The following is a 14,470-nucleotide window of genomic DNA, read 5'->3' as shown; positions in this document are numbered from 1 at the left end:
CTGGCGCTCACGGAGGCGTGCCGACGTGTCGCCGGGTCGGTGCCTGCGGAGGGGGGAACCGCGGATCAGGGCAGGGCGGAACGCAGAGCGTCGCCGAAGAACTGCGCGAGCACCGGCATCATCGGCAACGACAGCCAGAGCAGGCCGCCGATGATCACGGTGCAGATCACCCCGGCCACCCAGCTCATCCCGATGCTGCGACCACCCACCCGTGCCATGTCGCCAGGGTACGTCGCGCCCCGTCGACCGCCGGGGTGCAACGCCGAGGTGACGGGCGACCGGACGGCTCAGCCCTTCGTGGCACCGGCGGTGAGGCCGCCCACGATGTACTTCTGCAGGAACAGGAACAGGATCATCACCGGGATCGCGGCCATGACCGCACCGGCGCTGAAGGCCGACCAGTCCGCGTAGCGCGGGTTCGCGACGAGCTTGGTGAGCCCGACCACGAGTGTCTGCTGATCGACGTCGACGAGCATGACGCTCGCGATGACGTACTCGTTGACCGTGCCGATGAATGACAGCAGCCCGACCACGGCCAGGATGGGCGCGACGAGGCGCAGGATGATCGTGAAGAAGATGCGTGCGTGACCCGCACCGTCGATGCGCGCCGCCTCGTCGATCTCCTTGGGGATCGTGTTGAAGAAGCCGTACATCAGATACGTGTTCACCCCGAGCGCTCCACCGAGGTAGACCAGGATCAGCCCGGTATGGGTGTTCAACCCGATCGCCGGGAACCAGTCGCCGATGGTCGACATGAGCAGGAAGATCGCGACGACCGCGAGGAGCTGCGGGAACATCTGCACGACGACGATCGTGACGAGACCGACCCGGCGACCGGCGAAACGCATGCGCGAGAAGGCATACGCGGCGCAGGCTCCGATGAACACCGTCACGGCGCCGGTGACCACCGCGATGAGCAGGGTGTTCAGGAACCAGGTGCCGTACGGGTTCTGCGGGTCGCTCAGGATGCGCACGTAGCTGTCGATGCCGATGGCGGAGAACAGCTGGTTCGAACCGGTCAGGGTGCCCTTCGGGTTGAGCGAGGCCGAGACCACGTAGAGCAGCGGGAAGAGGGCGAACGCACTCACGACGATCGCGACGAGGTGCCGCCAACCGGTGTCGGCGAACCAGGCGCGGAACGAGCGGCGGCGCGGAGCCGGACGGGCGGCGGTGGGGCTGGTCGTGCTCATGTCAGTTCAGCTCCTCGAGGGCCTTGGTCTTGCGGAAGCTGATGATCGAGATGGTCGCGACGACGATGAAGATCAGGATCGTGAACGCCGAGGCGAGTCCGTAGTCGCGGGTCTGTCCGGTGAAGGCGACCTTGTAGACCATCGAGATGAGGATGTCGGTGTGGCCGACCGGGATCGACACGTCGCTGAACCGGGGACCCCCCTTGGTCAGCATGTAGATCAGGTTGAAGTTGTTGAAGTTGAACGCGAACGACGAGATCAGCAGCGGGGCCACCGTCACCAGCAGCAGGGGGAGCTTGATGCGCCGGAAGATCTGCCAGGCGTTCGCCCCGTCCATGACGGCCGCCTCGTTCACGTCCTCCGGGATGCCCTGCAGCGCGCCCATGCACACCAGGAACATGTACGGGAACCCGAGCCACAGGTTCACCAGGAGCACCGACACCTTCGCCAGCACGGGATCGGTGAGCCACGGGATCGCGGCACCGCCGAACAGCACCTGGTTGATGAAGCCGAAACTCTCGTTCATCATGCCGGCCCACACCAGCGCCGAGAGGAACGCGGGGAACGCGTACGGCAGGATCAGGATGATGCGGTAGCCGTTGCGGAACCGCATCCGCGTGTTGTTGAACACGAGCGCCAGTAGCAGCCCGAGGAAGAACGTGGAGGCCACCGAGACCAGGGCGAAGACGAACGTCCACACGGTGACCGAGATGAGCGGACCCCGGATCGAGGAGTCCGTCACCGCGCGTACGAAGTTGTCGAAGCCGACCGTCGTCTGCCAGCCGGGAAGGAGCTGATCGCCGTTCTCGGCGGTGAACGCACCCTCCCCCGTGTCGCGGTACACCGTGCCCGTGTCCGTGTCGGTGATGGTGTCGGCCGTCGCGTCGTACGCGAGCGTCGAGACGTACAGGTAGCCCTTCTGCCCGTCCGGCGCGCGGAGGCTCCCATCGTTCGGGTCGTCGCTGAACGGCACCGAGAGCTGATCCAGCTGGTCGGACAGCGTGAACACCGTCGCGAGCGGAAGGGTGGTCCACCCGTCGACCGCGACCGCCTGCCCGCCCTGGAAGTCGGCGTCGACCTCGTGCAGCGGCTCGTCGGCCGTGCCGAGCAGCGCATCGCCCGTCTCGGGGTCGGTCACCAGGAAGCCGTAGGTGCCGAACTGCTCGACCACGGTCACGGGGTAGGTCGGCGAGTCCTCGACGCGCTCCTGCGCGGAGGCGAGGAGCGAGGAGATCGCCTGCTCCTTGGTGCCGTTGTGGCCGGTGCCGTAGTTCGTGAACCCGATGTACCCGGTGTAGAGCAGCGTGAACACCTGGAAGAGGACGAGGAAGATGATGCCGGGGGTCAGGTATTTCGCCGGGACGCGCCGGCGCGAGAAGTAGATGTAGTTGACGAGGATCGTCACCAGGACGACGATCGCGAGGATCAGCCACTCCCGGTGCGCGAAGAGCACGAAGGCCGCATAGACCGCAATCGCGTCGACGATGGCCAGCAGCAGGATCTTCAGCAGCATCCAGCCGATCGGTCGGGACGCCGCTTCGGCGATGGCGGCGGCTTGGCGCTGTCGTTTGGTCAGAGGCGCGATGCGCTCGTCGGTGTCTGTCATGTCGTCCTCGTCATGATCCTGCCGGAGCGGGCGGTGCGGCCCGCTCCGGCAGGGTCTGTGCCGTTGCGGCGGTTACTTGATCGCGGCGGTCACGTCGTCGACGAGCTTCTGCCACGTCGCCTTCGGGTCCGCACCGTTGATGATGGCGGCCTCGGCCACACCCCAGTACTGCCACACTGCGCCCATCGCGGGGATGGCCGGCATCGGGACGGCGTCGGCACCCACGGCCTGGAATCCGGCGATGATCGGGTCGGACGCCGCGGAGTCGGCCGCAGCGGTGAGGGCGGGCAGCACGTTGCCCGCCTTGAACAGCTCGAGCTGCACGTCCTCGGTGCCGATGTAGTTGACGAGGAAGTCGTTCGCCGCGACCTTGTTCTTCGACTCGGCGCTCACGAAGAAGCCCTTCACGCCCGCGAACGGGGAGGCGGTCTGGCCGGTGGGGCTCGGGATCGGGTCGATCGCGACGTTGATGCCGGCGTCGGTGGCCGCACCCACGTTCCACGGGCCGGTCAGCCAGAACGCGGCCGTGCCGTCGAGGAACTGCTGCTTCGCGATCTCGCCGTCCACGTCGGTGTTGAGCGTGCCGGCCGCACCCTGAGCGCCCAGCCAGTCGGCGAAGGCGAAGCCACCCTCGCTGCCGAGCTGCAGGTCGCTCGGGTCGTAGCTGCCGCTGTCGTCGGTGCCGAAGACGGGGGCGCCGAACGCGGTCTGGAACGGGTACAGGTGGTACGGGTTGCCCTCGGTGCCCTGCTCGACGACGAACTTCCCCTTCGAGACCATGTCGTCAAAGCTGGTGGCCGGCTGGGGCACGAGGTCGGCGTTGCGCAGGACGGCGATGTTCTCGACCGCGTACGGCAGCATGTAGACCGTTCCGTCGTAGGTCGCAGCCTGGAGGGCCACCGGGAGGTAGTCCTCGGAGCTGTCACCGAGCTCGATCGGGGCGACGACGCCATTGGTCGACAGCTCGCCGAGCCAGTCGTGGGCGCCCATCACGATGTCGGGGCCCTTGCCCGTCGGCACCTGCTGGATGAAGTCGTCCTTCATGTCGTCGACGGACTTGCCGACCAGCTCGACCTTGACGCCGGTCTTGTCCTGATAGGCGTCGGCCGCACCCTGGAGGGCGTCGACACGTTCGGCGTCGACCCAGACCGTGAGCGAGCCGCTGTCGTCGCCGCCGGAGGAGGATCCGCCGCTGGTCCCCGCGGAGCAGCCGGCGAGCGTCAGAGTCGAAACGATGGCGATCGCGCCCGCGGCGAGCACGCCCCTCTTGTTCACCTTCATTGGTGTGTGCCTCTCTCAATGCTGTTCAACCTGCAAGGACTGCAAGCGCTTACAGTATGCATCGATCAGGAGCGGGATCGCAATCGAGAGCAGCGTCGATATCAACCTGTGATGGGGCACGCGGGGCGGCACCCGACTGAAAACGCTTCCACGCCTGTCGTCACGAGGGCTGCTCGATACACTGCCTGTATGGCTGACAGTTCCTTTGACATCGTCTCGAAAGTGGATCATCAGGAGGCCGAGAACGCCCTGAACCAGGCACGGAAAGAGGTCGAGCAGCGCTACGACTTCAAGGGCACCGGGGCATCCATCGCGTGGAGCGGGGAGCAGATCCTCATCACGGCGAGCTCGGAGGAGCGCGCGAAGGCCGTGCTCGACGTGTTCCAGTCGAAGCTCATCAAGCGGGGCATCTCCCTGAAGAGCCTGGACTCGGGCGAGCCGTTCGCGAGCGGCAAGGAGTTCCGCATCGTCTCGAGCCTCAAGGACGGGATCTCGTCGGAGAACGCGAAGAAGATCGGCAAGATCATCCGCGACGAGGGGCCCAAGGGCGTGAAGAGCCAGATCCAGGGCGACGAGCTGCGCGTGCAGTCGAAGAGCCGCGACGACCTCCAGGCCGTGATCGCTCTCCTGAAGGGCTCCGACCTCGACATCGACCTGCAGTTCGTCAACTACCGCTAGGTCGCGCGGCACAGAGGGGATCCGGCGTCGCCGGGTCCCCTTTCGCGTGCGCTCCGACTTTCCCCGGTCAACGCATATCGAGATATCGGTGTGCTTGACCAAGACTGGAAGCGGCCCCGATCCGTCGGAGCCATGGACGCCCTCGTTGCACGCCGCCCGCGCGGAACGAGGTGCCCGGGATTCGCAGGTGCTCTCGTGGGGACGAGGGTGCAGGCACCGCGGGCTCGCGTCACCGGATCCGAAGTGCCCGCACCACGGTGAAGGAAGAAAGAAACAGCTCACCGGCCCGCTGCCCGCCCCCACGAACATCGGATCCGCAGGTGAGAAAGATCGGCACGGCGTCGCCGGCCCCACCGCCACACGGGGGGACCGCGGAACCGTGACAAGAAGTGAAACTGGGGGCTGGTCCATGGGGCACGTCGAGACGAAGACCATCGGAGAAAGCAAGCAACTCCTCGCCGACGAGGTCTTCCACCACATCGGAAGACTCATCGTCGAGGGCGAACTGGGGGAGGGCGAGCGCATCCGCGACGTCGACGTGGCCGATGAGCTCCACGTCTCCCGGACCCCGGTCCGAGAGGCGCTGCAGCGACTCGAGAGACTCGGGCTCGTGACGATGTACCCGAGTCGGTACACCGAGGTGACCGCGGTGACGGCGGCCGTCGTGACGCAGTCGCTCGAGTTCGCCGGGTACCAGGCGGGCATCGCCGCCCGGATGGCCGTGCCACGGCTCAGCCCGGCGGAGCGCCAGCGGGTCGTCCGCCTGATGGAAGAGGTGCGCCGCACGCTGCGCGACGGGGCATCGACCTCGAGTGCGCGGTGGGCCGTGTTCGCGTATCTCGCGGAGCACAGCGGCAACCACCAGCACCGCATGCTGATCACCGACGTCGACGTCGCCCTCGCCCGTAACCTGCGCGCGTGGGTGGTCCCTCGCGGAGACCGTGAGCGCATGCGACAGGTGTACGACGACTTCGAGATCGCCGTCACGCGGGGCAACGGGGACGAGGCGGAACGCCTGGCCCGTGCGATGTACTACGTCTGAGCGGCCCTCCAGCCGACCACCCAGCGGTCCAGGCGTCGATACGCGTCCTCACGGGCCGCGTGTCGCGACAGGAACACGTCGTGCAGCGCTCCGTCGATGCGCTCGACGGTCACCGTCGAGCCCAGCCGGAGCGCTGCACGGGCGATGTCATCGACCACGAGCACCGAATCCGCCGACGTGAGGTCGTCCGACCATCGCGTCGGCGGGACGAAACGCGCCGACAGCAGCACGCACACCGGTGCCTCGATCGACAGCCCGGCCGCCACCGTCCGATGGCCCGACAGGATCGCGTTCAACCAGCCGGCGTACACGGCCATGGTCTGCACCGGACGCCAGGCGAGGTTCACGTCCATCGGGTCGTCGGGGTCGGCCACCTCCTGCTGGGCCCTGGTGTAGTAGCCGAGGTCGACCTGGGGCGCCGCGTCCAGCGGCCGGATCCGCGCCTGGAACTCGACCATCGGCGCGATCGCCGCGCGGACGGGGGCGAACTGGAACTCCAACCACGGGCTGTTCAGGATGAGGGCGTCCGCGGTGTGCGGGTGCCGGGACGCCCACAGGCTCAACGTGAGCCCGCCGGTCGAGTGACCGAGGAGGACCAGCCGCCGTGCGGACTCCTCTCCCCCCTCACCTCGGCCCATCGCCGTCAGTGCGGCGGCGATGTCCTCGTCATAGGTCGCCAGATCGCTGATGTACCCCGGGGTCTGGCCCTCGCGCAGACTGCGTCCGTACTTGCGCAGGTCCAGCGCGAAGAAGCGCGCCCCGCGAGCCGTCCAGAAGCGCGCCAGCCGCTTCTGGAAGAAGTAGTCCGACCAGCCGTGGATGTAGAGCACGTCCACGCCCTCGAGCGGGCGCCGACGCCCCCTGGCACGATCCCACCAGCCGGACGGCGCGGGCAGCGCACGCACCAGTGTGGCGACCACGGGTCCCTGGTCATCGACGCCGAGGTCGAGCGTCAGCTGTTCGAACTCCTCGCCCAGCACATCCGGGATCCACTCGGCCATGCGTCTCCCCCCGTCGCCGCCAGGCTAGCCCACGGGGCTACTGACCGCCCGGGCGACCGACACCGAAGTTCTCCACGATGGTCGACGCGAGCGGCGCGAGGTCGCTGATGCCCGATCCCTGGAAGGTGATCAGCCGCAGCCAATCCGTCCCGACGCGGACGTCGAGCACCGTGCGGCCCTGCTCGTCCACACCCGTGAGCGCGGCATCCGCGCCCGCGACCTCCACCGGCTTCTCGCCCTCGATCTGCTCGAACGCCCACGCCCCTCCGGGCAGTGTCGTCAGCATCAGGTAGCCCTGCGCGCTGTATTCGTCGTCGCCTGAAGCGTAGTAGCAGATGCGGGAACCGTTGACCGTCTGGTACACCTCGGCCGGGATGGACCACCCGCCGAAGCCGTCGATCACGTGCACCTCGGTGCCGAGCTGCTCACCGAACTCGACGTCGGTGAGGAACCGCGAGCACTCCACGCCCGCGATCGCGCTCTCCGGCACCACGACCTCACGCAGCGACGCCGCGGCGGCCGCGCCGATGCGACGCAGTCCCTCCTTGATCGCCGGCGCATCGTCCGGGCCGAGCGCCGGATCCACGACCGCCCCGGACACCAGCACCTCGCCCTCCACGACCTGGAAGAAGCAGTACCCGCCGACCTCGCAGCGCGCCTCCTCACCCGCGTAGCCACCGCGCGACTCCGCGCCCTCGATCAGGGCCGTCGCGCCCGGTGCGACCGAGACCTCCCAATTGCGCTCGCTCGTACCGGACGAGCACGCGATGCCGCCCGCCCGCTGGAACATGTGCTGTGCGGGTCCCGGATACCAGCTCGGCGCCGACCACACCCCCAGCACCTCCGCGACCTCGCCGGCCGGTTCACCGGTGGCGGCGGTCATCTCGGCGGCCACGTCGGTGCAGCTCACATCGAACGCCGGCGTCGGGGCGACGATCGGATCCGACGTCGGCGTGGGCGATGCCGAGGCCGACGGCGTCGACGTCTCGGTGGGCTCAGGCTCCGGCGCGCATCCGGAGAGCAGCAGCACGGTCACGGCCGCGAGGGCCAGGAGGGGGCGGTGTCGCATGCCCTCAGCCTAGAGCGGAGTGCTCCTCCGGCCCGGGCGCGCTGCGGCGATCCGGGCGGGTCACTCGCCCCGCGACACCCGCACCATCTCCTCGCGCGGCACGACCTTCACGCGGGCGCGCTCGTGCGGGGCGCCCAACGCGATCTCGTGCTCGTCGAGGCGGTGCCACCCGTCGAGGTCGGTCCACGCGACGCCGCGTTCGGCCAGCAGCGCCGGGATGGCCTCCTCCGACGGATCCTCCGGGTGCCACCAGGAGCCCTGGTCGTTGATGACGTGCCGCACGGTCTCCATGGCGTCGGACTTCGTGTGCCCGATGAGCCCGACAGGTCCGCGCTTGATCCATCCCGTCGCATAGACGCCGGGCACGCGCTCGTTGGAGTCCTTCGCCAGCACCTGGCCCTCGCGGTTCGGGATCACGCCGTGCTTCTTGTCGAACGGAACACCGGGGAGCGGGGAGCCGAAGTAGCCGATCGCGCGGTACAGCGCCTGCACCGGGACCTCACGGAGCTCGCCCGTGCCGATCGCGCCACCCTGCCCGTCGGGCTTCGTGCGCTCGTACACCAGGGCGGCGACGCGGCCCTGGTCGTCTTTGCGCACCTCGACCGGCTTCGCCCAGAAGTGCAGGTGCAGGCGGCGCGAGGCCGTTCCCCCCGCGTTGTTGACGGAGTCGCGCTTGCGCCACGACTGCAGGATGCGGTCGATCACCATGACCTGCTTGTTGCTGGCGATCGCGTCGCGCGCCGCCTCGTCGTAGTCGAAGTCCTCGTCGTACACGACCATGTCGACGTCGCGCAGCTCCCCGAGCTCGCGCAGCTCCAACGGGGTGAACTTGACCTGGGCCGGACCGCGGCGACCGAACACGTGCACGTCGGTGACAGCGCTCGCCTTCAGCCCCTCGTACACGTTCTCCGGGACCTCGGTCACCAGCAGGTCCTCCGCGTGCTTGGCCAGCATGCGCGACACGTCGAGCGCCACGTTGCCGTTGCCGAGCACCGCGACCGACTCCGCGTCGAGAGGCCACTCGCGCGGCACGTCGGGGTGGCCGTCGAACCAGCTCACGTAGTCGGCGGCGCCGTACGATCCGACCGCATCGATGCCGGGGATGTCGAGGGAGGTGTCGCGGATCGCGCCCGTCGCGAAGATCACCGCGTGATAGTGCCGCTTGAGGTCGTCCAGCGTGATGTCCTCGCCGAAGCGCACGTTGCCGAACAGGCGGATGTCGCCGCGGTCGAGCACATCGCGGAGGGCCGTGATGATGCCCTTGATGCGCGGGTGGTCCGGGGCGACCCCGTACCGCACCAACCCGTAGGGGGCCGGCAGCTGCTCGAACAGGTCGATCGAGACGTCGAACTTGCGCTCGGCCTTCAGCAGGATGTCCGCGGCGTAGATACCGGCGGGGCCGGCGCCGACGATGGCCAGTCGGAGCTTGGTCATGGAGGTCCTTTCGTATGCCGTCGCCGCCGTCACGCGGCGCGAAGCCGCGGGTCGCGTCAGCTCGAGCGCTCGGCGAGGGTCTCGGCGAATCGGGTCAATGCCTCGCGCACGGTGCCGCGCGGCAACGGCCGGAGGGCGTCGATCGCCTCCTGGGTCCACGCATGCGCGAGTTCGAGGGTCTTCTGCGTGACCGGGTGGTCGCGCAGCTCGTCCAGGGGGCCGTCGAGGATCGCGGGGTCGGCTCCGTCCGCGATGAGCGCGACGCCGTCGTCGATGCGGGCCGCCAGGTCTTCGGCCGTCGCATCCTTCTGCGCCTTGAGCAGCAGGTAGGGCATGGTCGGCACGCCGGCGCGCAGGTCGGTGCCCGGCACCTTGCCGGTCTCCTCCGGCTTGGCCGACAGGTCGATCACGTCGTCGAGCAGCTGGAACGCGACGCCGATCTTCTCGCCGTACACCCGCAGCGGCTCCTCGTACTCGGTCGGCGCGTTCGAGAAGATCACGCCCCCCTGCGTCGCCGCGGCGATGAGCGAACCGGTCTTGTCGGCCAGCACCTGGATGTAGAACGCGATCGGGTCGTCATCGGGCTGCGGACCGAGCGTCTCGTGCATCTGTCCGAGGACGAGGCGCTCGAACGTGTCGGCCTGGAGACGGATCGCCCGCTCGCCGAGCCGCGACATGAGCTGGCTGGCCCGGGAGAACAGGATGTCGCCGGTGAGGATGGCGATGTTGTTGCCCCAGACCGCATGGGCAGCGGGCACCCCGCGGCGGCGGTCGGCGCCGTCCATGACGTCGTCGTGATACAGCGATCCGAGGTGGGTGATCTCCAGCGCCTTCGCGACGTCGATCACCTCGGGGGTGTTGCCGTCACCCAGCTGCGCGGCGAGCAGCGTGAGCACGGGCCGGATGCGCTTGCCGCCGGCCTCGTACAGATAGCGGCTCGCAGCGTCGGCCAGCGGATCGGCCACGCGGACGTCATCGGCGAGCCCGGTCTCCACGAGCTCGAGCCCGTCCTCGATCGTGCGGGCCACCCGGCGTCCGGCGGGGCCGATGAACACGCGATCGCTGAAGCCGAGACGGCTCGCCAGTCGCGAACCCGGGGGGTGGGGGCTCGAAGTCACGCTCCCAGCCTACCCGCGTCGGATGCCGCGGTTCGCGCCGTGCTCACGCGGGCTTGCGCGCGCGGTGCAGGGCGACGATGCCGAACGAGAGGTTGCGGTACGCGACGTCCTGCCACCCGGCATCGCGGATCCACGCGGACAGCCGCTTCTGGTCCGGCCACTCGCGGATCGACTCGTTCAGATAGTCGTACGCATCGCCGTTCGTCCCGGCCACCCGGGCCACCCGCGGGAGCACCTGGGCGTTGTAGAAGCGGTACGCCCCGCGGAACAGCTTGCCCGGCGGCGTCGAGAACTCGTTGATCACCAGGCGTCCGCCGGGCTTGGTCACGCGGTAGAGCTCGCGCAGGGCCTTCTTCGGATCGTTCACGTTGCGCAGCGCGTACGACATGGTGACCGCGTCGAACTCCCCGTCTTCGAACGGGAGGGCGGTGGCATCGGCCTGCACGAAGGACAGGTTGCGCATCGCTCCGTGCCGACGTCGGCCCTCCGCGAGCATGCCCGGCGAGAAGTCGGCCGCGACGACCTGCGCGCCGCTGCGGGCCAGGGACGCCGAGGACGACGCCGTGCCCGCCCCGAGGTCGAGGATGCGCTCCCCCGGCTTCGGCGCCACGGCCCGGGTGGTGGCGGCGCGCCACAGGGCGTCGTTGCCGAAGGTCATGGCCGTGTTCGTGCGGTCGTAGCCCGCCGCGACCTGGTCGAACATGCCGCTCACGCGGGCGGGGTCCTTGCCGAGGTCGGCGCGGTTCTTGTCGTTCGAGGTCACGCGTTCAGTCTAGGCGCGAGATCAAGCGCCTCCAGCCGGTCGAGCCAGACGTCGGCGGTGGCATCGTCGAACGGCGCGACCCTCGCCCGCACCCGCCCCTCCAGGTCGAGCGCGAGCGCCTCCAGGTGGGTCATGACGTCGGCCGGATACCCGTACACGACGCTGTGCTCGGCCCACTCGTCGCGGTCGTCGACCCAGGTGCCGCGCTCCCCCTCCACGCGCACGACGTCGAGGTCCATGTCGATCCCGACGGCACGCAGTGGGTCGTCCGACCACTGCACCTCCCACCCCAGGTCGATGTAGATGCGCAGGCCGCGCGGGTGCCGCCGGTTCACGGTCAGGGCGAAGTCGCGACTCGGCGGGACCAGCGTCACATTGGGCGTCGCGGCGTGGAACTCCGCCCCCGGGCGGACGCTGTGCCAGCCGGCGGGCTGACCGACCCAGTCGCCCCAGTGATCGGCACCCAGGTAGACGCACTCGTGCCGCCAGTGCGGCGACCCGTCCCACTTGCGCCACTGGAAGACCATCTCGGTGCCGGGTGCGGGGCGCGCGTCGCTCATCCGCCCACCCTACGACGCGGGATCGCCGCCCGTGCCGCGGCCTAGGCTGGACACGTGCATCACACCCACCTGGTCGTGGAGACCCGACAGATCGACCCGGTCGAAGACCTCCTCGCCTACGCCGACCCCGCACGCCCCCTCGCCTGGCTCCGCCGTGGAGACGGGATCGTCGCGGTCGGCGAGCCGTTCGCCGAGATCCGTCCGACCGCCGAACCGGGGCAGACGCGTCTCGAAGCCCTCGCGACGTTCTGGCGGGGGCTGTCCGCCCAGGCCGACGTGACCGACCCCCTGGGGCTGCCGGGCACCGGGCTCGTGGCGTTCGGCGCCTTCACGTTCGATCCGTCGTCCACCGCCGACAGCGTGCTCACGATCCCCTCCCGCGTGCTCGGCCGCCACGGCGACCGGTTCTGGGAGACGCGGATCCGCCTGGCCGAGGACACCGCGCGACCCACAGCGCTCGAGACCCGCCCGTACGGTCCGCACTGGGCCGGTACGGTCGGCCCCGGCGCGCAGAGCCCGCAGGGCTACCAGGACGCGGTCCGCGCCGCGCTCGAGCGCATCGCCGACGGGGAGCTCAGCAAGGTCGTGCTCGCGCGCGACCTGCGCGGCACCGTCCCCGCCGGGTCCGATCTACGGCGCCTCGTGCGAGCCCTCGCGACCGGCTACCCCGACACCTGGGCGTTCGCGGTGGACGGGCTCATCGGCGCGAGCCCGGAGACCCTCGTGACCGTGCAGGACCGCACCGTCACCGCGCGCGTGCTCGCCGGCACCATCGGCCGCGGTGCCGACGCCGACGCCGACACGGCCGCGTCGACGCACCTGGCCTCCAGCGTCAAGGATCTCGACGAGCACCAGTACGCGGTGCAGAGCGTGCTCACGGAGCTCCGCCCGCACACCAGGGCGCTGGCCGCGAGCGAGCAGCCGTTCCTCCTGAAGCTGCCGAACCTGTTCCACCTCGCGACCGATGTGGAGGGCGAGCTCGAGGAGGGGAGATCGGCCCTCGACCTCGTGCGCGCGCTGCATCCGACCGCGGCGGTCGCCGGAACGCCCACGGCCGCGGCGGTCTCCGCCATCCGCGACCTGGAACCCTTCGACCGCGGGCGCTACGCCGGACCGGTCGGCTGGGTCGACGCGGACGGCAACGGCGAGTGGGCCATCGCGCTCCGGTGCGCGCAGTTCACGGCGACCGGAGGCGCGATCGCGGTGACCGCCTACGCCGGCGCCGGGATCGTGGCGGGATCCGATCCCGAGAGCGAACTGCTGGAGACCCGCGTGAAGTTCCGCCCCCTGGTCGACGCCCTGGCCTGACGACCACAGCCCCGGTCAGCTCGCGGCCAGCCGCCTCTTCTCCGCCTCCACGTCGAAGTCGGCGACGGGCCACTGCGGGTCGATGTCCTGCAGCGCCGCGAGCAGCAGCTCCTGCACCGCGAGCCGCGCGTACCACTTGGCGTTCGCCGACACCACGTACCACGGCGCCGCGTCGGTCGAGGTGCGGTCGAACACCGTCTGGTAGGCCTGCATGTACTGCGGCCACAGCATCCGCTCGTCCACGTCGCCCGGGTTGTACTTCCAGTGCTTGTCCGGACGCTCCAGCCGCTCCATGAGTCGCGCCTTCTGCTCCTCGGGCGAGATGTGCAGCATCACCTTGACGATGCGGACGCCGGAGGCCGCGACCCGCTCCTCGAACGCGGTGATCGCGTCGTAGCGGCGCTCGATCTCCGCGGCATCGGCGAGCTGCCGCACCCGCCCGATCAGCACGTCCTCGTAGTGCGAACGGTCGAACACCCCGATGAAGCCGGGCTCCGGGAGGCGCTTCTCGACGCGCCACAGGAAGTCGTGCCGCCGCTCCTCCTCGGTCGGGGCCTTGAACGCGGCGAGCGCGACGCCCTGCGGATCCACACCGCCGACCACGTGCCGGACGATGCCGCCCTTGCCCGCCGAGTCCATCGCCTGCAGCACCAGAAGCACCGCGTCCTGCGCCGTGCCGACCCGACTCTGCGCGAACAGACGCTCCTGCAGGTCGTTCAACCGCTCCAGCCCGGCGGCGAGGTCCTCCCTCCCGCGCGACTTGCCGTGGTCGTACCCCGGCGTGGCGTCCGGATCGACATCGGCGAGGCGGAAGCCGGGCCCCACCCGCAGGTTCTGAGTCCAGGTGTGCGCGTTCATACGCACATCCTGCCAGTCACCGCGCCAGCGGCACCTCGATGATCTGACGTCCGCCGTGCGGGGACGTGAGGGCCTGATCCAGCGCCGTCCGGGTCGTGACGCGCTGATACTCCCACCCGTACGCCAGCGCGAGATGCTCCAGGCGCACGCCATGCGGGGTGTAGAAGACCCGGTCGAGATGCGCGGACGGCGCCGACGACGCCACCTCGAGCCCGTCGAAGATCGTGCCGCCGCCGTCGTTGCCGACGATCACCTGCAGCCGCGGCTCCTGCTCTCCGGGCGGCAGCAGCAGCGCCCCGACGTCGTGCAGGAACGCGAGATCACCCAGCAGCACCCGCGTGATCCCGGGGGCGCCGGCGGCCTGACTCGCGACCGCGATACCGGTGGCGGTGGCGATCGTGCCGTCGATGCCCGCGAGCCCGCGGTTGGCGTGCACCGGGACCTTCTTGCCCGCCAGGACCTCGTCGGCCACGCGCACGAGCCGGGACGACCCGAACACGAGGCGGTCGTGCGGCCACGTGGCCCGCCACACCGCGTCGACCAGCCGCTCGCGGTCGAGCGG

Annotated in this window: 15 protein-coding genes; 3 read left to right on the top strand and 12 right to left on the bottom strand. The window is 69.7% G+C overall.

The window, feature by feature from the left end; all coding sequences use genetic code 11:
* Positions 1–65 precede the first annotated feature (65 nt).
* From DW297_RS18710 to DW297_RS01965, 4 genes are all read right to left on the bottom strand, one after another.
* Positions 66–218 carry a hypothetical protein gene (locus DW297_RS18710; RefSeq protein ID WP_168387200.1) on the bottom strand — a complete coding sequence of 51 codons (153 nt, stop codon included), beginning with the start codon at positions 216–218 and terminating at the stop codon, positions 66–68.
* Positions 219–287: 69 nt separating this feature from the next.
* Positions 288–1,190: a sugar ABC transporter permease gene (locus tag DW297_RS01975; RefSeq protein WP_136028866.1), complete on the bottom strand. Its 903-nt coding sequence runs from the start codon at positions 1,188–1,190 to the stop codon at positions 288–290.
* A 1-nt stretch (position 1,191) separates the two neighbouring features.
* On the bottom strand, positions 1,192–2,796 hold the full coding sequence (locus DW297_RS01970; RefSeq protein ID WP_136028865.1) for an ABC transporter permease subunit: 1,605 nt from the start codon (positions 2,794–2,796) through the stop codon (positions 1,192–1,194).
* Between the two features lie 72 nt (positions 2,797–2,868).
* Positions 2,869–4,077 carry a sugar ABC transporter substrate-binding protein gene (locus DW297_RS01965; RefSeq protein WP_136028863.1) on the bottom strand — a complete coding sequence of 403 codons (1,209 nt, stop codon included), beginning with the start codon at positions 4,075–4,077 and terminating at the stop codon, positions 2,869–2,871.
* A 189-nt stretch (positions 4,078–4,266) separates the two neighbouring features.
* Here DW297_RS01965 and DW297_RS01960 point away from each other — a divergent pair, with 189 nt between their 5' ends.
* Both DW297_RS01960 and DW297_RS01955 read left to right on the top strand, forming a co-directional pair.
* Positions 4,267–4,755, top strand: a complete 489-nt coding sequence (locus tag DW297_RS01960) for a YajQ family cyclic di-GMP-binding protein (protein ID WP_136028861.1) — start codon at positions 4,267–4,269, stop codon at positions 4,753–4,755.
* Between the two features lie 409 nt (positions 4,756–5,164).
* A complete protein-coding gene (locus DW297_RS01955) occupies positions 5,165–5,797 on the top strand; it encodes a GntR family transcriptional regulator (RefSeq protein WP_136028859.1) in 633 nt (210 codons plus the stop codon).
* Here the strand turns inward: DW297_RS01955 and DW297_RS01950 are convergent.
* The 6 genes from DW297_RS01950 to DW297_RS01925 are packed head-to-tail and all read right to left on the bottom strand — an operon-like array spanning position 5,788 to position 11,742.
* On the bottom strand, positions 5,788–6,798 hold the full coding sequence (locus DW297_RS01950) for an alpha/beta hydrolase (protein WP_136028857.1): 1,011 nt from the start codon (positions 6,796–6,798) through the stop codon (positions 5,788–5,790). The genes DW297_RS01955 and DW297_RS01950 overlap by 10 nt on opposite strands.
* A gap of 37 nt (positions 6,799–6,835) precedes the next feature.
* Entirely contained in the window at positions 6,836–7,867 is a 1,032-nt protein-coding gene (locus tag DW297_RS01945) for a hypothetical protein (RefSeq protein ID WP_136028855.1), read from the bottom strand.
* A gap of 60 nt (positions 7,868–7,927) precedes the next feature.
* On the bottom strand, positions 7,928–9,301 hold the full coding sequence (locus tag DW297_RS01940; protein WP_136028853.1) for an FAD-dependent oxidoreductase: 1,374 nt from the start codon (positions 9,299–9,301) through the stop codon (positions 7,928–7,930).
* Positions 9,302–9,357: 56 nt separating this feature from the next.
* Positions 9,358–10,419: a polyprenyl synthetase family protein gene (locus DW297_RS01935; protein ID WP_136028851.1), complete on the bottom strand. Its 1,062-nt coding sequence runs from the start codon at positions 10,417–10,419 to the stop codon at positions 9,358–9,360.
* Between the two features lie 43 nt (positions 10,420–10,462).
* Positions 10,463–11,182 carry a class I SAM-dependent methyltransferase gene (locus tag DW297_RS01930; RefSeq protein ID WP_136028849.1) on the bottom strand — a complete coding sequence of 240 codons (720 nt, stop codon included), beginning with the start codon at positions 11,180–11,182 and terminating at the stop codon, positions 10,463–10,465.
* Positions 11,179–11,742, bottom strand: a complete 564-nt coding sequence (locus DW297_RS01925) for a DUF402 domain-containing protein (protein ID WP_136028847.1) — start codon at positions 11,740–11,742, stop codon at positions 11,179–11,181. The genes DW297_RS01930 and DW297_RS01925 overlap by 4 nt, the downstream gene beginning before the upstream one ends.
* Before the next feature lie 54 nt (positions 11,743–11,796).
* On the opposite strand from DW297_RS01925, the gene DW297_RS01920 reads away from it, so the two are divergent.
* Positions 11,797–13,050, top strand: coding sequence for an isochorismate synthase (locus tag DW297_RS01920; RefSeq protein ID WP_136028845.1), 1,254 nt, complete (start codon positions 11,797–11,799; stop codon positions 13,048–13,050).
* 15 nt (positions 13,051–13,065) lie between these two features.
* Here the strand turns inward: DW297_RS01920 and DW297_RS01915 are convergent, their stop codons facing one another.
* Both DW297_RS01915 and DW297_RS01910 read right to left on the bottom strand, forming a co-directional pair.
* A complete protein-coding gene (locus DW297_RS01915; protein ID WP_136028843.1) occupies positions 13,066–13,908 on the bottom strand; it encodes a polyphosphate kinase 2 family protein in 843 nt (280 codons plus the stop codon).
* A gap of 16 nt (positions 13,909–13,924) precedes the next feature.
* Positions 13,925–14,470 (bottom strand): thiamine pyrophosphate-binding protein (locus tag DW297_RS01910; RefSeq protein WP_342589018.1); only part of this gene is annotated, 546 nt, incomplete at its 5' end.

This window comes from Microbacterium sp. PF5 (assembly GCF_004794315.1).
Lineage (GTDB): Bacteria > Actinomycetota > Actinomycetes > Actinomycetales > Microbacteriaceae > Microbacterium > Microbacterium sufflavum.
This window is presented reverse-complemented; position numbering and strand designations above follow the sequence as displayed.